Origin of the sequence: Nanhaiella sioensis (genome assembly GCF_046557775.1) — a bacterium.
Lineage (GTDB): Bacteria > Bacillota > Bacilli > Bacillales > SM2101 > Nanhaiella > Nanhaiella sioensis.
The window spans coordinates 1,109,222-1,129,494 of the sequence record NZ_JBKAEG010000001.1; the positions used below are offsets into that span (position 1 = coordinate 1,109,222).

At 32.2% G+C, this 20,273-nt stretch carries 17 protein-coding genes and 1 pseudogene; all 18 read right to left on the minus strand.

The features are described 5' to 3' along the window. Positions 1-161: 161 nt before the first annotated feature. The gene (locus tag V1503_RS05150) at positions 162-494 is read right to left on the minus strand and encodes a hypothetical protein (protein WP_214484977.1); all 333 of its coding nucleotides are present in this window, start codon (positions 492-494) and stop codon (positions 162-164) included. A gap of 941 nt (positions 495-1,435) precedes the next feature. Beyond that, positions 1,436-2,248, minus strand: a complete 813-nt coding sequence (locus V1503_RS05155; protein ID WP_410625340.1) for a hypothetical protein — start codon at positions 2,246-2,248, stop codon at positions 1,436-1,438. 310 nt (positions 2,249-2,558) lie between these two features. Continuing rightward, the gene (locus V1503_RS05160) at positions 2,559-2,705 is read right to left on the minus strand and encodes a hypothetical protein (RefSeq protein WP_410625342.1); all 147 of its coding nucleotides are present in this window, start codon (positions 2,703-2,705) and stop codon (positions 2,559-2,561) included. A gap of 422 nt (positions 2,706-3,127) precedes the next feature. Next, complete coding sequence (locus V1503_RS05165) at positions 3,128-3,694, minus strand: DUF2812 domain-containing protein (protein WP_410625343.1); 567 nt, start codon at positions 3,692-3,694, stop codon at positions 3,128-3,130. Further along, positions 3,681-3,998, minus strand: coding sequence for a PadR family transcriptional regulator (locus V1503_RS05170; RefSeq protein WP_214484984.1), 318 nt, complete (start codon positions 3,996-3,998; stop codon positions 3,681-3,683). Before V1503_RS05170 ends, V1503_RS05165 begins: the two co-directional genes overlap by 14 nt. Positions 3,999-4,432: 434 nt before the next feature. Beyond that, on the minus strand, positions 4,433-6,271 hold the full coding sequence (locus V1503_RS05175; protein ID WP_410625346.1) for a S41 family peptidase: 1,839 nt from the start codon (positions 6,269-6,271) through the stop codon (positions 4,433-4,435). A gap of 591 nt (positions 6,272-6,862) precedes the next feature. Beyond that, a complete protein-coding gene (ltrA, locus tag V1503_RS05180; protein WP_410625348.1) occupies positions 6,863-8,191 on the minus strand; it encodes a group II intron reverse transcriptase/maturase in 1,329 nt (442 codons plus the stop codon). A gap of 665 nt (positions 8,192-8,856) precedes the next feature. After that, positions 8,857-9,258, minus strand: coding sequence for an RDD family protein (locus V1503_RS05185; protein WP_320259866.1), 402 nt, complete (start codon positions 9,256-9,258; stop codon positions 8,857-8,859). Between the two features lie 199 nt (positions 9,259-9,457). Further along, on the minus strand, positions 9,458-9,733 hold the full coding sequence (locus tag V1503_RS05190; RefSeq protein ID WP_320259871.1) for a CPCC family cysteine-rich protein: 276 nt from the start codon (positions 9,731-9,733) through the stop codon (positions 9,458-9,460). A gap of 154 nt (positions 9,734-9,887) precedes the next feature. Further along, positions 9,888-11,009 carry a hypothetical protein gene (locus V1503_RS05195; RefSeq protein WP_410625351.1) on the minus strand — a complete coding sequence of 374 codons (1,122 nt, stop codon included), beginning with the start codon at positions 11,007-11,009 and terminating at the stop codon, positions 9,888-9,890. A 659-nt stretch (positions 11,010-11,668) separates the two neighbouring features. Further along, complete coding sequence (locus V1503_RS05200; protein ID WP_410625353.1) at positions 11,669-12,751, minus strand: S-layer homology domain-containing protein; 1,083 nt, start codon at positions 12,749-12,751, stop codon at positions 11,669-11,671. A gap of 313 nt (positions 12,752-13,064) precedes the next feature. Next, positions 13,065-13,973 carry an alpha/beta hydrolase gene (locus V1503_RS05205; RefSeq protein ID WP_410625355.1) on the minus strand — a complete coding sequence of 303 codons (909 nt, stop codon included), beginning with the start codon at positions 13,971-13,973 and terminating at the stop codon, positions 13,065-13,067. Positions 13,974-14,488: 515 nt separating this feature from the next. After that, on the minus strand, positions 14,489-14,746 hold the full coding sequence (locus tag V1503_RS05210; protein WP_410625357.1) for a hypothetical protein: 258 nt from the start codon (positions 14,744-14,746) through the stop codon (positions 14,489-14,491). Positions 14,747-15,703: 957 nt separating this feature from the next. Continuing rightward, positions 15,704-16,930 (minus strand): multidrug effflux MFS transporter, encoded by a 1,227-nt coding sequence (locus tag V1503_RS05215; protein WP_410625359.1) that lies wholly within the window; start codon positions 16,928-16,930, stop codon positions 15,704-15,706. A gap of 555 nt (positions 16,931-17,485) precedes the next feature. Further along, positions 17,486-17,984 (minus strand): annotated as a pseudogene (locus tag V1503_RS05220) (GNAT family N-acetyltransferase). Positions 17,985-18,136: 152 nt separating this feature from the next. Further along, a complete protein-coding gene (locus V1503_RS05225; RefSeq protein ID WP_410625361.1) occupies positions 18,137-18,952 on the minus strand; it encodes an alpha/beta fold hydrolase in 816 nt (271 codons plus the stop codon). A 208-nt stretch (positions 18,953-19,160) separates the two neighbouring features. Then, entirely contained in the window at positions 19,161-19,616 is a 456-nt protein-coding gene (locus V1503_RS05230; RefSeq protein ID WP_410625363.1) for a GNAT family N-acetyltransferase, read from the minus strand. Between the two features lie 507 nt (positions 19,617-20,123). Beyond that, positions 20,124-20,273, minus strand: coding sequence for a hypothetical protein (locus tag V1503_RS05235; protein WP_410625365.1), 150 nt, complete (start codon positions 20,271-20,273; stop codon positions 20,124-20,126).

Below are 20,273 nucleotides of genomic sequence, written 5' to 3' on the forward strand. Positions count from 1 at the left end.
TATTATCACTTGTGTTTTCTTAATAGGTAACACTATCCTAAAGAGAGTCTACATAGCCTTTACTAACCTCTTGCGCCATATTGTTGAATAATATTTTCATATTGATCATCATTAAAAACAATTTGCGTTTAACATTCCTAACACATATACTTTTTTCTTGTTCAATCGTTATATGATGTCCACCCACGTTTATAAGCTTCTTTCCTGATGACATTTTTATATCCTGCAGAAGGAAAAAATATAGATCGGTAATTCCCTTCGTATATTTCGTGATAGCTTAACCACATGTCTTTCCGTTCCTCAATACCCATTTGTCTAGCAACGGCTAGAACTTCGTCAATTGCTTTCGGTAGACTAGTACCACTCCCAGAATATTTGATAGTCCCTGTCATACGTAATGACCCCATTTTATTGTCATCCCATTTTCCTTCAGCCATCCAGCCATCTTTATCTTTGTACCATACGTAAACTCTAAACAGTCGATACTTTCGCATTATTTACATCTCCCTGTTCATACTTGATCGTAATTTATAATTACTACTTCGTTATTACTCAAAGTCATAAAAAACACAGATTTAGATCGTTATTAGTAAGTAGGTTTTATATCAAGTGAATGTACGGGGATTTAATTAAAAAAAGACATTTATCATGTGGGAAAGCTCAATATGACATTTAGATTTATTGTCATTGAACCCCACAATTCCTTTATATAACATAAGATGCATTTATCAGCCAAGAAGAAATTCGCAGACAGAATTTTGAGTATTGCTACACTTTATTTATAAAAGGAATAAGTTTAGAAGTAGAAAGTGAAGATATGAAAGAAAAGGATAAAAAACAACGGTAGGATAATAATCACCTTTAATATAGGTATGTTATATATCTATATTAATCTTAACATACATAAATACTTTTTAGTAATTTCCAGTAAACTTCCTAATCTTTTGAACTAGTACAAGCATAATTCAATAACTTACATTAAATAAAATACACTTTATAATCACTCTCTCCTCCCTGCCTTTTCCTCCTTTAGCGTATAATCAGGGAGGATTTTTTCTGTACTTCCACAACATGGGCGTACTCTCTGATAATATGATCATGACCCTTTCTTAGATTGGACATTAAATTTTTCACTAAATAAATCTAGTAACCCTAAAGTCAAATGAGTACACTAAATTATCCCTAGACAAACAAATATTATGATCTTCAGAAATCTTGCCCAAAATGGAAAAAAGCGCTTATAATTTTTCAATTTAGCACCAGTTCATATTAAGAGGTCAACCAGCTACCTGATTGACCCATTTTTAATTAATATTATTCTTAAGGTAGTCAGGATAGCCTTAACTACACTCTTGCGCCATATTGTGGAAGATTAACACATGATGAAAGGGAATAACTAGTACTACAATAGATTTTATGCTTGGGCCAAGAAATATTAATTAGGCTCTATATCTACAGAAATTGTATTCATAACATATTGCTGATTCTGTTCGTTTTTTTGAATTATCATTATTTCATAAGAAGCTTGATGATCAAATTTTCTTTGACTATCAGATTTTAAGGTTAATTCAAGTTTTTTTTCTTTTTCTTTCTGAGTATGGTCTTCTACTATCTCGAACTTCTCACTTGATTTAGGTAAAAGGATTTCATACTTGCTAGAACCCTCTTTAGCACGAACATAAGTACCATTAAATGTGAAATACGTGCCTTTTTCACCTGTATTATAACTTTCTATGTACCAACGTTCACTGTCCGTTATTGTGTTTTTTATATTCACTTTTTCAAAACTATATTGACCTGTTTTTATTAAAAGTATGTTTCCTTGACTCGTCTCTAGTTTAATTTGGTTAAATGTTGGTATATACTCTTCTAATTCTATCGTGAACAGTCCACCATCATGAATGGAAGTATCTATGATACGAACATTATTAGAAACAAGATTGCCATCTTGATATAAAGTAGCATTGATAATAGGCTCTTCATTATAATTTTCATAAAAAGTTAATGTAACCATCTTCGATTCATCAGCTTCATTGTAAAACAGGAAATTCTCTTCCCCTTTATTTTCACCTTCCAATTTTTTAATAATAGTTTGTATTGGATTAGATTTTGAATCTTTGTTTTCTTCGGCAATTGAGTACATAGGTTTCAATTGGTTAGTATTTTCGCTCTGAAATCCACAACCTGTAAGAAAAATAAAACAACTAATTCCAATTAGCAATCTTTTATAATTATTAATCTTTATCAAATTTAAGCACGCCCTCTATTTAACTTTTCTTTAAATCTATTATAGCTGAAAGTAGTAAAAACAGTATATTTAGGGATATGTTGTCCTTTCTTCCCTGAATCTTCACCTTATAACACCAATGTTTTTTAATCTACTTAGTTTTTACTAATCAAAATAGGCGATGATATTAATATCATCGCGCCATATTGTTGAATAATATTGTCATGTAGCCTTAGAACTATTCGACTCATTAATCATTAAGTTGCGTAAAAATGATTTATTTAACCTATCACTTATGGCTGTTAAAAATATGCTCAAAATTATAGAGTCATTAAAAGAGTGGAATTGAAAACTCATCAACTTCAGATACATTTCCAAAGAATGGTATATTAGACGAAAGATCAAACTCATCTGCTGCAAGTGCTACCATCATACACATGAAGCATACCATTGTCATTACAAATAAATAAGTATTCATATGATCACTACTTTCTAAAAGTTTTTTTAGTATATACTATTTATAACTTTATTTATTTCTTGGACTGGCATCCATATAGCTTGCCGATTTTCTGATATTTAGAGAAATTATCCTTAATACAGGACTTATTCGACTGAATTTCTAATATATTTAGTTAATAAGAGCCACAATAACCCATAGTATAATTGCTATTATAAGGTATGAGATAGCCCTTATTACTCTAATGTATCCCCGTTTTTCTCCGAAGGATAGTTCATCCCACTTCTTTTTAAATTCCACCTATCATCACCTCAGTATCACTTGTGTTTCCTTAATAGGTAACTATCCTTAAGGTATTCCAGATAGCTTTACACACTTCTTGCGCCATATTGTTGAAGACTATAACAATAGCAACAAAGTTTACGAAACAAAACCCTCGTTTATTAGATTTCTTTTAACTTTGAATACTTTCTATAAGCTTTATAGAAACTTCTTCCTATAAATACAACCATAAGTGCTGGAAGAAATCTAAAAAGGACAAATGGAGTCTCAAATAAAAATGCTTTCCAAAATAATTCACCTTTCATACTCCAAAGACCTTCAGTCAAATATACTCCCGAATCATTGTTCATATAAGTAAATGCCAATAACAGTATACCCAACACAAATGAATAACCCATCAATCTTTTATAATAATTACTCTTTGATTGGCGATCCGAGAAGATTTCATTATGATCATCATCTTCTTTTTGCCAATATCGAATTCCACCAATCCAGGAGCCATTTATATAAAACCAACCGAAGTCTTCATATATCCCTTTGTAATCTTTGAACTTTTTCTTTGATAAATTTTTTTGATAATCCAGTCGCATTACATATCTCTTATCGGTTTTTTCGAAAGTATATATTCCTAACCTACTAACCTTTGTACATCGATAACCTTTTTGTAATTGCTCGTTTAGCCATTCCTCCTCTTTTTCAATATCAAAAAACACTTTACACTTTTTCATTCGATTCACTTCCTTCATATAGGGATAAAATATGCAATAACCTGGTTTGCTCCATTTCTAAAATGGTGCTTCCTTCCGCAGTTATCATATAAACTTTTTTTCGACCTGACTCTTTAATAGGTTCAATCCACCCATGCTTATTCAAATTTTCAATCGCTCCGTATAATGTACCAGCTGCTAAAATAACGGTTCCATTGCTCATTTCCTCGATTTTTTGCATAACAGCATAGCCATGAAGTGGCTCGCGCAGAGCTAATAAAATATAGTGCATCGTTTCAGACAATGGTAATAATTGATGTTTCATATCTTCCCTCCATTAAGTTCAACTATATAGTTTGACTTTATAATAATATATTACAGTCCAACTGAATAGTCAACAAAATTTAATCGAAGGAACATACTGGGCAAACCTCAATCTAAAAAAAAAGTCGATTTCCTCAACATAGGAAAATCGACTTTTTTTAAGTAGTCTTATTCAATTAAATATCCCTTAAGTGAACAAGACGCTAATCTTTATTACAGATTTGCGCCATTTTGTTGAATAATAATCTAGGTTGGACATTAGTCTAATAAACTATAGACTCATTAATCGTTATGTTTCCTCCTCCAATTAGTGAGCCCCTAATAAAATTTAATCTAATAACTTGTTTATCGTTTTAATAAATTTTTATCATTAGTGTGAAATTATAGCCGAAGCTAGCTCGCTTCCATCTTTTACTCGATTTGCTTTAGTGCTTATCATTGTTGTTTAATAACCTCTAAAGCTTTTTCTATATATTCATCTTTACCTTCTTTTATACCATTAGTTGTGCGTTCTAATGGTATAGTCGGCTGAATACCAATTAAATGATGCTGAGAGTTATCATGTTTTAGTACCTTCATCCCAGTCCAACCAATTACTATATTACCTGGTATTTCTAATATGTTTATATTTCCATTTGAACCAGCTGTAGATTGACCAATGATTTCACCTAAATCGTAATACTTAACGATACTCATAATTGACTCTGCGAAGCTAATTGCGCTACCGTCAGTAAGAAAGACAATTTCTCCTTTAAATCTAGGTTCTAACGGCTCAAAGTACCATCGGTACTCTTCACTGTAGCCAGCAACCATTTCTCTATCAGGATATATGTATTGTGGTCTCATCCATTTCTGAGATTCAATTGGTTGATCTGTAATATGTTGAAGAATAGGTACAGAAGAAGAATTATCTGGATATCCTCTCAGATCAAAAACAATCCCCTTTGCCATAGCTAATTCATCAACTTTTGGGTTGATTTCTTCTAGTTTAAGATTATTCATATTTACGTAAAAAATATCTTCCTCAAACTCTGTTACGCCTATAGGCCTAATATATTTATCTACCATAATATTAGAATACACTTCCTGTAGTTGTATAATATCACCATTTCTATTAACCTCTATAGTAGCAGTAGATGTACTGCCTTCTTCTCTCCATAAAATTTCCTGCAGGGCACGCTCTCTTTTATAACGACTTGATCCTGAAATTAATGATTCTTGTTCTAATAGTACATCGATTACATCTCGATTATTTATAGAAATAACAATATCTCCTACTTGTAGTTCACTTTCGGTGGAGACATTACTTACAATAAGCTGATCTTCTAAGAAATCTACAGCAAATGGTAGATAGGAATTATGTACACCAATCTTAGACACATAGGCATGTCCATCTTGAAGCTTTTCTAACATTAACTTCAATTCCCTCACTAAATTTTCAGTATTATTTATACTGAGGGTCTTCATAAGTGTTTCTTCAAGTTGTTGATTCCAATCTACCTCTATGACATCAAAGTAAGGGTAAAAATGCTGGATAGCATTCCAAGCAGCAACTACTGCTGCTAACTTGGTATCTCTAAATGAGTAATTAAAATCTATTAGTTTCCCTTCCAATTCTGAAAATTCTATCAAACTACTCCTTGTAGTTCCCACTGTTTTTTTGTTATCTGCTAATAACACTAGAGGAAAAGTACATTGTAAGTTTGAAGATAAGGATTTTGTAATTGTTGATCCATAAGTAAGTTCTTTATTGAATACTAATAATTGCTCTGAATAATTTGCGTAGAAACGTTCAGATGAATATCCTTCCCAGTCTCCTGTTCCTAATCCTGTATGTCCCCATGCTACTGTTTCTAATTGTTCCTTATTATCAGGAACTTCTGGTAATATGACATTAGCTTTCTCGGAATTCTCAAATATAATTAAAGTAGGAGCAATTGGTGTAAATAATTCTAACAATGCCTCTTTTAATTCTTTATCATTTCTTGCATCTTTCACTTCTTTCACACCGTAAATAGCAAAATTATTCCAATCAATTTGAGTAACCTCATCACTCGGGTGAAAATATTGTATGTATCCGAATAACTTCGTAAAAGCAGTAATATTTTCTATCATTCTTTCATTCGAAATTGGTTCAGGGGCAACAGTCTCATTACTGTTAATAACTTTACTACTAATAGTAGATTCTTCATTTATTGAGTGGTAGATAAAATACCCTCCCACAAATAACATAATTGCAATTGACATAACGATAATTTTTTTAAATTTGTTCATAATATCACCTCTAAAATATTTCGGATTTTAAAAAACAAATTGAACTTTCTCTCACTATAAAAACTTATATTTATTTCTTATAATGTAATATAATACCATATAAATCTAATAGTCAATACGATATTATTTGAGATACATAAGAAAGTGCTGTCGCAGTTTTAACAACATAGAGAATGTAGTTAGCGAATTTAGTTTATTTTTCTGCACATCACTTATTACAAATAAACTGTAACCTTATCAAACATTAATAGATTAATCATTTAGCAACCGCAATGTCCATTGTTTCGTATAGAATAACTAAACCCCATCTCTTATAACGAAGATGGGATTTTATTATTTTTCACTATAGTGGAAGTACGCTTATATACTCTGTCTAGAAACAAGTATCTTCCTAACATTTATAACCTATAAATTAATTAATCAAGGACACTTGTTATTCCACAATATGGCCCTAAAATCAATAAAGGCACATATCTATATTTCAGAAGTCGAGTAGAATGGAGTCTTTTTACCTTACGGTAAATTGTACTTCCATCCCCTCACAGAACAGTGCTTGCACTATTAATGCACACGGCTCCTCCTAATCATCATTCACAGAAAATAACTAATCTCTTTTCTTAAATCATATATATTCACTTTAATTCTTGGTGAAGGTAGTGGATATTTATCAAGAAATAGTCTGAATTTATCCCACGTAAAAGATTTCCTTTGACTTCTTCTATTGAGCCATTTAAACAATAATTTCTCAATTCCATCTTTGAAGATACTAACATTTATTGTGTTATCTGTAATGCAATAGTAGTTGTAGTACCCTATAAGTGAGCGTCTAAATCTATCCATGATTATATGAATATCTTTATTTCTATTCTTCTTCAACCATTCTTTAGACTCTTTTAATTTACTTTGGACTTTCGTCCGACTCGATTTCCGCTTCACCCGAAATTTCCCTTGTTTACTTTTACTGCAATAGTGAGTAAATCCTAGAAAATCAAAAGTTGTAGGTTTACTATTCCCCTTTTGTTTTGCATCTTTTTCTGCAAACCGCCCGAAGGGTATTATTTTGGTCTTATCTTCGGCAACTTCCAAGTTAAATTTCTTTAATCTATATTTTAATGATTGAAAGAATTCCAGAGCTTCGCTCTTATATTGAAAACAGCACACAAAATCATCTGCATACCTTACTATATATGCCCGCCCCTTGCATTGTTTCTTGACCTTTATCTCAAACCATAAATCGAGTACATAATGGAGATATACATTGGCTAATACAGGAGATATTACCCCACCTTGCGGTGTGCCATTATCTGTTTTGTATTTCTTCCCTTCCTCCATATACCCACCTTTGAGAAATCTACTAATTATTCTTAGTAGACTAGGGTCAGGAATTCGCAGCTTTAAGAACTCCATCATCCATGTGTGGTCAACGTTATCAAAGAATCCTTTAATATCGACATCCACTACATAATTTACTGACCTCTTTTCAATATAGAAGTTCAGTATCTTCAAAGCATCATGGCAACTACGATTTGGACGGAATCCAAAGGAACAGTCTAGAAAATCATTTTCATAGATGGTATTTAGTATCTTAGTAATGCCTTTTTGAACAACCTTATCCTCATGTTCCGGTATACCTAATGGTCTTTTCTTGCTTGAATTAACCTTCGGAATATACATTCTCCTTACTGGAACAGGACGGTAGCTTTTGCTTTTCAGTCTGCTTACTAAATCATCTAGGTTTTCTTCTAAACTTTCACCGTATGTCTCTTTAGTTGTACCGTTAATCCCAGTTGCTTTCCTATTGGGTAGTTCATGATGACATTGAGCTAGTGCTTGCTTATTTAATAAATATGCAAGTGATGTGAATTTCATTTTAGGATTAGATTTTGCTATTTCTGCTATCCTTAGTAGTTTTGTTTCCATTTAAGTACCTACCTCTGTGTGTAGTAAATGTGTCTCTAGTAAGGTTAATAACTAGGTAGCAGCCTTTCCTCCATCGGCATTACCCAACTTCATTGGTACTACGCTGCTATCCGACTCCCTACAACGGCATTTGATTTTCTTGCTTTTTATCGCTTGTACACCATACTCTTCTAAACAAAAGAAAAGACCGGTAGGGTCTCCCGAGTTGCCGTATCATATCAATGTATAACGTGCCAAGGTCTATGACTCCAGAGAGGTTTTCCTTTCTTGCCTTTAACGAAAGATAAAATGTAGCTTTCTGCAGCGCATATAGCATCAGCCCTCTCGATTCACAATTATTATGGAGCTCAATCCCTTCAACCAGTTGGCTTTCGGCCCGCCACCTAACTGTCTACGCTTAAAGACTAAAGTTACCTTTAGTCCTCCAAGACTCGCTACGAGTGAATGGCTAGTTCTTACTCGACGGGAATCCCACCCGTTATATGATACGACCTAAGCTCGGCCGCACATGCGCCATATCGTATTATGAGGTCAGCCAGTAATATTTTTGGTTGACCTATTTTTAATAAGTATTATCCTTAAAATAGCCAAGATGGTCTTTACTATATTCTTGCGCCAGATTGTGGAAAATTCACAGATTATAAAACTCCAATCTACACCAAATACTAAGTTCTATTTATAACAATAGTTCCAGCTAATAAATCATGAAAAGCACGATTATCTTGTCGCAAAATCACCATAAAAATGCTTATGATTAGAAGTATTCCAAATGAAATTAAATAGAGAAAACTTCCACCTATATATCTAATAACCATTGTTCCAATTGTAACCTTCTGGCCATTTGTTTTTACTACTCTGATACCCATTAAACGCTTTCCTATTAGATAACCATTCCAAAATACAGGTAATACCATCACATATAAACTGGTTATAATCTGTATTAGAAGTAAACCCTCTTCTGATTTAGTTATCAAGTAAATTGGTAGTGAAATAAACAAGAATATAAAGACGCTATCTATAAAATATGCAAAAAATCGAAACGCTAAATTGGCTGAGCTCGGTTCCACTTAAACACTTCCCTATAAATAACTTATTTTAGAAAAGTATATCATCTATATTCTTTTTCGATTACTTCCAAATTTATGAAAGATAACATCTTTATTTAACATAAGACTAAACTAATAATACCTAGAAGATAGTCTCTCTTTAATCAAGAAAGGCGCCATATTGCGGAAGATATAATAATTCTTTATTTAATGAATTTCATTACTTAATTTGAGATAATATTTTCCAATTGAAATCCTTGATTTCATCAATCAAAGGTTCCCTTACAGAATTTATAGATAGTTCATCACAAGCCCCAAATTTTAAATAATTTCTCTGTGCTTGTCTTAGTGAAGGTATATTTGCTCCACCTTCATAATCAGGATCATTAAATTGAACAAGGTCATCTTCCCAAAAACAAATATTGCAAATCTCATATGTTCCAGGCGGTTCTTCATCTAAGGTTATGTAGCCGCAGCATGGACAAGTATATTTCAATACATTTCCCTCCCGATATTTAGACAATTATATTTCACACTAGCAGTTAATTTGATAATTATATTCTTGCGCCATATTGTTGAACAACACATTGATAGTTGTGGAAAATTACTATCTTAATAATTACTACCACTTCACGGGAGTTTTAGTTGAATTATTTAGATATTTTAAGATGTATATTCATAAGTTTTGAAATATCTATTGGACTACTATGTCCTTGTGGTAAGAGCATTGGGGTCATCGAAAAGTAGTAGTCGTTATATTTTGGGTTCTGCGCTACTCTAACACACACATAAAATTTGGTTTTTTCACCACTCATTATCATTAATGAAGATCCTTCTATAGGCTCTATCCAAAAAGATAAATCACTAGTTTGAACTATTTTATCAAATGGACTAAATACTTGCTGTGGTAATTGTCCGTTCTCTCCATAAGGAACATAGCCTGCTTCTCCATATAGTGGTACAACTTTAGCTATTGCCCAACTCGTGTATCCTTGAACGCTATAGGGTCCAAATGGTCCTATTTTTACTACATCTCCGCCGTATATTCGATCTCCTAGTGTTTTAAATTCTTTTTGTTTTATTTCATTACTTGAAGGTAATTCTGTTGCTATTTCCTCACTAACTTCTTTTTCTTCTAAAGAATAGTTTGGGAATAATAATACATTGACATTGCCTTCAAAGACATCAAACTTTAAAATATGATCTTTATATCTGTTATAGAAATAGTGTATACCATCTTTTGTCCCATAATCAGGACCTCCTAAATCTTCATACCATGTTGTTTGTAAAAGAGAGTCGTCCGAGGCAAAATGGATACTAACTACTAAACTTGTTTCTTCATTTATACCAATGAATAAGTTGTCGTAAACATACTCTAATGAATCAAATTCTCCTTGTGATGGTACTGTATAATCAGGTTCACCTAGGCTTTTAATGATATAGTCCAAATGATCATTATATGCAACATTTACAACTTCACCACCATCATTATAAGTATAAACTACGAAGACTCCACGTTCCTCCTTCACCCATTTTATCTTATTATTAAGAGTTTCTTTTGATGTTGACTTTTCAACTTTTTTTGTTAGATTTTTAGTTTCTTCAATTTGATGAATGTCTTCTTCTTTTTCAGTAGTTCCAGTAGATAACTGTGTGTTTTCTATTGTTTCTCGGCTATTCTTCGTTTCAGATAGTAAATAATATACCGTTGGCCATAATAAGAGATTGATTATTAATAGGAACAGCAATATAAATAGCAATTTTTTTGACATAAAGAAATCACATCTTTCCTAAACTTTGAAATAATCCATAATAGCCAGTAAGAAAATAGATATATTTCCATAAATTATTGTATTATAATCATTACCATTATTCGATAACAACTTTATTTCATAAAGTAGCCCTTTTTACAAGAAAGGAAGTATTTCTAAGAAATTTGCGCCATATTGTTGAATAATATTGTCATGTAGCCTTAGACTAATCGACTCATTAATCATTGAATTTACAAAAATAAATAGCAATAACCACAATTTCTACTATGTTCCATATAACCTTGTTAAGGACTTTATTTTTTCCCGATTAACTAATTAATTACTGGTCATTATGGACAATACCCATAAATATCCTATTCCTAAGAATCCAATTGATATAGTAAGAAAAAAGATGGATAGATTAATGATCCATCTTTTTTTGATGTCAAACCCTAAATTTAACATTATTACACCGATGATAAGTATAAAAATGTTAATATGAATTATCCCAAATCATACACTCCTTCTTTTTGTTCATTCAATAGATATATTACGAAACAGAATATCACTTGTGTTTACTTATTAGGTAACTACCGATGTGTGAGATTTTCTAAAAAATAGTCTAAGTAACCACATTATCACTTTTGTTTTCTTAATAGGGAAATTCCAGATAGTCTTTACTAGCCTCTTGCGCCATAATGTGGAATTGGCTCGGGATCAACTTCTACTTTCGGATATCCATACACATGTCCTGCTAGAGCATTAAAATACCCTGGAATATCGTATAGGGTGAATTCAAGTATGTGATTTTCTGTGAATGTTGCAACTGTCATATAGCCATAATCTATAACTGCCCCTTCTCCTTTTAATGCAGCTTGTGAAATCCATGGATAATATGTATTTAGTAGATTACTATGGAAAGCATATAAGACAATCGCTTGCTTATGATCATATTTCTGATTCAAAGTAAGTGGTTTTCGAAACCAAATGTTTCTTAATGCATTATCAGACTGACTAAACTCTCCCTCATCCTCATAGGATACATATACATAGTCTTTTCCAACATTGTATGTTAAATCATTATAATCAGCATAAGCAGCGATATCCCCCCTTAGTTGCAGTGTAATATACTTTGTATAATCGAATACTCTTATTATTGTTACGATTGCTTGCTCTCTCGTAATATTTTTTCTTGGCATAAATTGACCGTTAGACCCTAGCATAAGCTCTAAATTGTAGGCTGCACTTACAGCTGGTATAGCCCAATCTCCTATTTGTTTATAATCCGAATAGCCCATTTCTTTCTCTGAAGCATAACTGATATTACTAGCATAGTGTACTGTATTTATCAACATTTGTGCTGCTTGCTCACGAGTGATATAAGCGTTTGGAGAAAAGGTTGTATCAGATGTACCATTCACACTACCAATAATATAGGCAAGCTTGACATGATCTAAATCCGTATCTTCAAAAGGTTGATCAATTGTTACCCTTTCAAGTACCATCTGTTTTGTCCATTCATATGACCTTTCAACCATTTCTAACTTTTTAAAGGCGACATTAACTAATAGTTCAGCAAACTCCTCTCGCGTAATTGGGTCAGCGTAATTAGATTGCAATCTTTCTGGAACAATTCCTAGATCAATGCCTCGTTGAATCGTATCTTTCGACCAAGCACTTGGCTGGTCTCCAGCTGCAAATACAGATGTAGATGGAAGTAACAACATTAATGATAAAATAACTACTAAGGTTTTCTTCAACATAATTTACCCTCGCTTTTCCCATGTAATATAAATTATTTACAATATCAAACTTACATTCATTAATTTACCAATCTAATTATATGAAAGGGATTGTTGTAAGTAAATAATAACTTAGAGATTAAGACTCTTTAATTCATCTGTTTTAATGAAGATTGATCTTCAACAATCTGGTCCTAAAATGAATAATGGCACATATCTATATTTCAGATATGCGCCAAAATATTGTTGAATAATAATTCTTCACAACCTAGAATTTTATAACCCAAGTCTCATTAATAAAGAAACAGGGTCCAAAGGTCCCTACTTCCTTTACTTATTCATTCACTTTAGTATTTATATAATCAACAACAACATTCGTAAATACATTTGCTTCCTCATAATGTGGCGTATGCCCACTATTCTCAAATACATAAACCATTCTGTTTTTTCCATTATTATTGAATGCTTCAATTTGTTTCTCGCAAGTAACAGGATCATGTTGTCCTAATAGAAGTAACATTGGTGTCTCAATTTCACTTAGTATGGGTATTAACGACTTATATATATCACCTTCATCTTTTAAACGATTGTAATGTATTTCAGCATTATAATCGAACTGATCCCACTCTTCTTGCGAATATAGAGAGTAATCAGTAGGGTTGTTAAAATTATAGGTGTAGATTTCCATTCTATGTTCTCCCAATTGAGAACTTAAATCATGGAATGCTAATTCCAATTCCTGAGTTGATTTAACATTCTCTACCACTGAAATGCATTTATTTTTTAAACCATAGTTCGCATATTTTTCAGCTATTTTAGCAGTTTTATTTAATAAACCAATTGAAGTTAGTTTAAAGTCAAAAGTTGGGCCCTCAAATATGATTTTCTCAATCGAGGAAGGAAATAAGTGCACATACTTTAAAGCTATAAAACCTCCAAATGAATGTCCAATTAATGACCAATGCTTAATTCCTAACTGTTTTCTTAAAACTTCACAATCTTGGATAATGTCATCAAGTCCAAATACTTCTGTATCTATAATACGGTCTGAACGACAAACTCCTCTTTGGTCTATTAAGATCAACTTCATAGATTCTGATAACTTCCTAGCCTGATGATATGAAAAATCATAGCAACTTTCTCCAGGACCACCATGCAAATAAAGCACCGCATTAGTATTTTCTTCACCATGTATTTCTACGTATAACTTCTTACCCCTAACTTCTATTAGTTTCCCCTTCATTTTTAGCCCTCCTTTAAAATGTATAATGCCTAATATTGATTTAATATAGGTGGTGGGCGGGCTAACAAGGTTATTAATATATAAAGTTAGAACTCATGTTCATTTAATAACATAAATGCATCCCCCATGTTTTTATTCTTAATTATATATTTTTATCTCAAAATTACCAATTCGAGGAATAAAAAGAATGTAGGAATCTATCGTCATTCCCAATAAATTGGCATATCATTCATAAACTAACCTATCCTTTAACTAAAAAGTAATTATTTCAAATGTTTAAACTTGTGTTTAATAAAGGGTGTACCTGATTAGCCACTCCAGATTTTTGAAGGTATCACGATACTGTTTTATATGATAGTGCCATCCTAAGTACTCCCACTTATCAGGACTTGAGGTCGAAATTGATGTGGAGGTATCAGATTCAAATATAAAATTAGGTATAAAACGACAACAAATAATTCCACGCTAAAATTGCATAGCAGACAAAAGCTTCTACCATAAGCATTTTAATCTTTTTAAATCTGATCTTTTCTTTTACCGATGATTTCTTCAACTTCTCCCCAAACAATATAAATAATTCCTATGACTAAGGCAATTAAACTTGCAGTAGATAGCACTGTAAATCCTTCAGAATACTCTTCAATAAGTCTTACTACGTCTGTAAGTGTAACAGTAACCATAACATTAAGGACAATGGCTAAACTTAAATACTTTGTACTAATTAGAAAAGCAGCAATAGCAATAAATAAAGAACCAGTACCACGTTTATTCATACAATTCCCTCCTTAGCAAAGCTAACCATTTTACTTGAATGCAGAACTTCAACTGGGAGTTTTTGATCGGTTGTGTTCCATTACTGTTTTCTGATGTAATCACTATCTTCTAAATGTCAATTTATATAATATATTTCTTTTCCGATTGTTAAATTTCCTTTTATAAAAATATTTAATAATTACAAGGTACAAAGGTTCTTATAGAATTTAAAAATCCCCCTATAACAGAGATGGGATTTGATTATTTTTTATATAGTCTGAGCAATCTAATTAAGTCTGCTAAATATAGGGATCTTCCTTCAATTTATAACTTAAAAAATGATTAATCAAAAATACTTGTTATTCAACAAACTGGCCCTAGTGCGGAATAAGATTACTAACATTTTTAAACAACTTTTATTATTCTTAGACAAAAAGAAGTTAATGGCTTATTGATAAATTGGTTGAAAAGTATTTTATTTCTATTTAAAATATCAGAGAGAAATTAGAGGTGATGAAAAACACAAATGTTGAAGTGTTAGAGCCAACCATCGAAGTAGTCCTGACTTACATTGGCATTGCTCAATGCAAGTCATTTTTAGGAAATACACTGAACTTGTAGAGTTGATTTCGGAAGTAGCATCATTGTACAAATAAGTTAACAGCCCCACAAACAAGAATTGGTGTAGGACTGTTTTTCTTGGTAGTTATTTAAATGCATTTGAGTATTTAAAATTATACTAGTGAATTGTATTGAATGCTTTCAATTGCTAGATGTAGCATTTATTTTACTTGAAGGATTTGATTCGAGATCAAGGATATATAGCAAAATATACCTTGATCATCGCTTTGTATCTATTAATAAACTATGCATGTACTTTAAGGTGTTTCGCTTCTCATAATTAATATTATATAAAGGAGATTACTTAGGTCGTAGCCGCATGTTGGTGGAGACTCCCCAGCATGATCAGCGTATAATTACCTTTCCTCTCGAGGGATAAGAAATAAATAGGAAAGTGCCGCGCTTGCACCTGCACCTACGATAACCATTCCCATTGGTATGGCAGTGTGTTCCCCTCCTATTCCAACAAGTGGTGCTGCGAATGCACCTAATGCTAGTGACATCACTCCTAATAGGGCTGCTGCACTTCCTGCATTCTTTCCTTGTTTTTGCATAGCTAGTGAAAATCCAGATGTACTTACAATCCCGACACTTGATACAACAAAAAATAGTGGGATTAGAAGGAAAATCAACCTAGCATCAAGGAGAATCAACACAAATAAAAATATCCCCCCAAATAGTGAAGTAGCTAACCCAAAAAGAAAAAGCCTTGACTCATGTATTCGTCCTGCTAACTTCCCTGTGGTCTGACTAGCAATCATGATGCCTAATCCATTTATTGCAAAGATGAGACTGAACATTTGTGGTGATTCCCCATAAATATTCTGCACCACAAAGGGAGAACCAGATATATAAGCAAACATAGCAGCGAAGACAAACCCTTGAGCTAATGCAAAACCTATGAAGGTTCGGTCCAAAATAAGATTTCGGAAAGTAATAAAGGTATTTTTTATTCCCCCAACTGACCGCCTATCGTCATGAAGGGTTTCCGGTAAGCCTAATAGGACGACAAAAAACATCACTAAACCTATAATACTTAATAAAATAAATACACCTTGCCATGGGACTATTTTTAATAACTGTGCTCCTAATACTGGAGCCAAAATAGGTGCAATACCATTGATTAATGCAAGCAATGCATAGAACTTGGTAAGTTCTGTGCCGGAATACAAATCCCGAACAACCGCTCTTGATATAACAATACCCGCTGAACCTGCCAACCCTTGAATAAAGCGTAATACAATTAATGTCCAGATAGAAGGACTGAAGACACATAAAAGGGAAACAACAAAATAGGTGATTAATCCAATTAATAATGGTAAACGTCGCCCCCGGACATCACTGATTGGTCCGGCTAAAAGCTGACCAAATGCTAAACCAAGTAAGAAAAAAGTCAGGCTAAGTTGGACTAGTGATGGACTTACGTTAAAATCTTTGGCTATATCAGGAAGTGCTGGCAAGTACATATCAATGGATAACGGTCCAAACCCTGCTAATGTTCCTAGAATTATAGCCATCCATAATCTCTTCGATTTAGAGATTCCTACACGGTTATCAATGAAATGTTTTAATGATTCTCCCATAACATAATTAAACCAACCTTTTCTTTAAACTAGAGTATTAGTATTCGAACTTTTCTCTTCTAACTTATTTATATCATAATTATACACAAATCATTGCCAAAGTGTCTTAAACACATTATTTGGAACTGATAGTAAATCAATTTATAGATAAAAAAATATAACCTCAGACTTTAGTATTTGTAGCCTTTACTTAACAAACAGGTAGGAAAAAACACCCAACAATAAGATATTACTAAACTTGAGCATATAAGAAGAAAAAGGTTTCTATAAACCTTTTTCTTAGATTTAACAATATATTAAACATTTTCAGAAAGAAAGTGTTTATAATCTTAAAACTCACTACATACAAAATGTAGCTGACCAATTACAAAGAAGAAAATACCTCTAAACTATCGTACCTCTTTGAAACGAGTCGGTCCATATATTTCTAAAAATATTAAAGTTATTAGCTATCAACTTGCAATTCTATTTGATCTCCTTGGGGCAATACATACTAAAAACTCTATATTTTATGCTTGTATTGTGATTTCAAAGGCGTCAGCTAGCTCAACAAAATTAAGCTTTATTCGTCCATGTATAATAAACAAAATTTAACTTCTGACCATTCATTTCAAATTCTTCATCATAGGATTTTGAATGCTTAAATCCGTTTTTCTCTAAAACTTTTTGAGATGCTATGTTATTGGTTGTTGTTTTCGCCTTAACTTGTATTATACCTTGGTCTGTTATTCTAATAGTAATTTTACTGCTTTTTTAGCCACACCTTTTCTAGTATATAGTTGACCTACTCTATAGCCTAGATGACCAATTTTTTGTGACTTATCAATGTCAACTAGATTTATCCTTCCAACAATAGAATCATCTGTAGATTTAATTAAGTAAAAATATGAACTTTCTTGAGCTTGTTCTTCAAGTAAAACTTTTTTTTAAAAACCTCAAGCCCATAGTAGTCGTCACCTCTGCTCGGTACCATTTCTTCGAAAAATTTTCTGTTTTGAAGTTCAAACTTATACAAATTGTGTGCATCGGTCAATAATATATCCACGTGTATTATCCACCATTCAATTTGTTATGCTTAAATTATATCTCTTCTTATACTAACCACACCTTTAATTGACTTGCTTATTCAACATTCGGTGAAATAGGTGCTTTTCAATTGCAGAGACAGTTGAGCATATCATTAAAAGAGCTACTAGATTTACCCTGTTACTTTTTCTCTGTTACTCTAGTTAACCAGTCAATTATATGTGTATCAAAAAGCGCCTTTTGTTCTATTTGTAAGTTATGTCCTGCTTTATCTAAAATTGCAAAAGTAGCTCTTGGAAATTTATCAATTAAATCGAGTGCATCTTTAAACCCAACCATCGAATCTTGTCTTCCAAGAAGAAATACGCTTGGCAGTTCATACAAATCTTGATCTACATCAAAAGTAAAACTATATTGTTGCTTTATCTTTGCTAAAAATTGTTCATCAGCTATATTACACCCAAGTAGTATTTCATTTTTAAATCTATAAAAATTATATTCATCCTGCACGACTGAAATTGAATCAAAACCTTCTCTTTCATCTTCATCTAGTTGCTCTAAAAATTCATTATCTTTATAAATAATGGAATGGTCAGGGAGAGTCCTTTCACTCATTTCAGGAATAATGACTGGACAAATAAATGCAGCTCCGTCTACTTCTTTCTTTTTTTTATGAATAATTCCTCTAGCTATATAGCCGCCATATGATTCCCCCACAACTAAAAAGGACTCGTTTGGAATTAATTTATCAATAAATTCAATGACTATATCTAACATGTCATCCGAGTTTTTGACTTCATTATAATCTTTTGTTTTGCCCATCCCTGGAAGGTCTATATATATTCTTTTGAAACCATCTTTTTGTAAAAATACTGGCTCCATGCATCCTATCATTAGCCTCATATCTGGAGAAAAGCCATGAATCATAATAATAGGTTTTCCAGTTCCGTATGCTTGATAATGAAGTTTTACATCCTTCACTTTTAACTCTGGCATGTTTTTCTTCACTCCTCCAAAACGAACGTATATTCTATATTGTCATGTATACATTTATATTGTGGAAAAAATTTAAATATAGCTTAAATCTATGTAACTCATTATGAGGTTCATCAGTTTTATATTTGCATAAATTCTAGTTATAGGTTAGGTCAATAAAAAAGCCTTTTTTTGCCTCCAACCCATTTTGTCTTCCATTTAATATCTTTTAATCTGTTATATTTTTAATAACAGCCATCTCTTTTCCAAATCTATCGCCATTATCAACAAATCCCAAACTTGCATACAAATGGTGAGCTCCCGAATTTTCAGGACTATAACCTACAATAATTCTTTTTGCATCCAATAATTTAATCATCTCTAATATCATTAACTTAGTCGCTTCCTTACCTATGCCCTTACCTTGAAAATTCTTATCAATCATTATTCTATAAATCCAATAACCATCAAGTTCTTCTTTTACAGAATTATACATTAAGAAACCTACTAATTTATCTTCGAAATAGATCGCGTAAGGTTTTAATGTAGCTTCAAACTTTGATTGAGCTATAGAAATTGCATTTGGTTCCATATATTTTTCTTGTTCCTTTGATACTTCTAAGTGACAGCACTCATACCAGTTTTCTGAATTTAATTTTTCAAGCCTTACATTGACATTTTTCAAAAGAAGTTCCCCTTTCAAATTTGGAGAAATGTAAATCAATCTTTGTTAATTTTAGCGTTTACCCGTTAATGTTGAGAGATGATTTTGATTGAGAATCTCTCGTAGCATTCATCCCTTAGTTTATTGAATGAATTTTTAAACTTTTACAATTATACCATATTCTCCTGTACTAATATTTCCTTTGCTTTCTCCAATTCACCAGTACTTTCTATATAAAGTCGTCAAAATCGGTTCATCCAAAACTTACACTATTAATTATTGTAAAAGAAAAGAATATTTCTCTTCATCAAAAATGCACCTAATTTCACTTTGTCAATTAATCATCTCGTTAAACTATTTTGGATAGCTTATATACAGGTTAAGGAAATTTCCATATTACGACTCACAATTCCTTAATTCTATATTAAATTAGGGAGCTTCCCTCTTTTCATCCTCCATGTTATTGATGTTTGCTATAGCTTCTATTTGCCTTTCTACTTTACAACTCTAACTAGGTTTATTCCATTTTTAGTCAAACAAAAAAATAAGAGAAGTGTTAGAATAAAAACCAACACTTCTCTCATATCCCCCTCGTGCAATCATCATCATTTCCATATTAATTAAAGTTTGTTTATCTTGAAAATAACCAGCCGAACAACTGTATGCAGCTTCCACCAC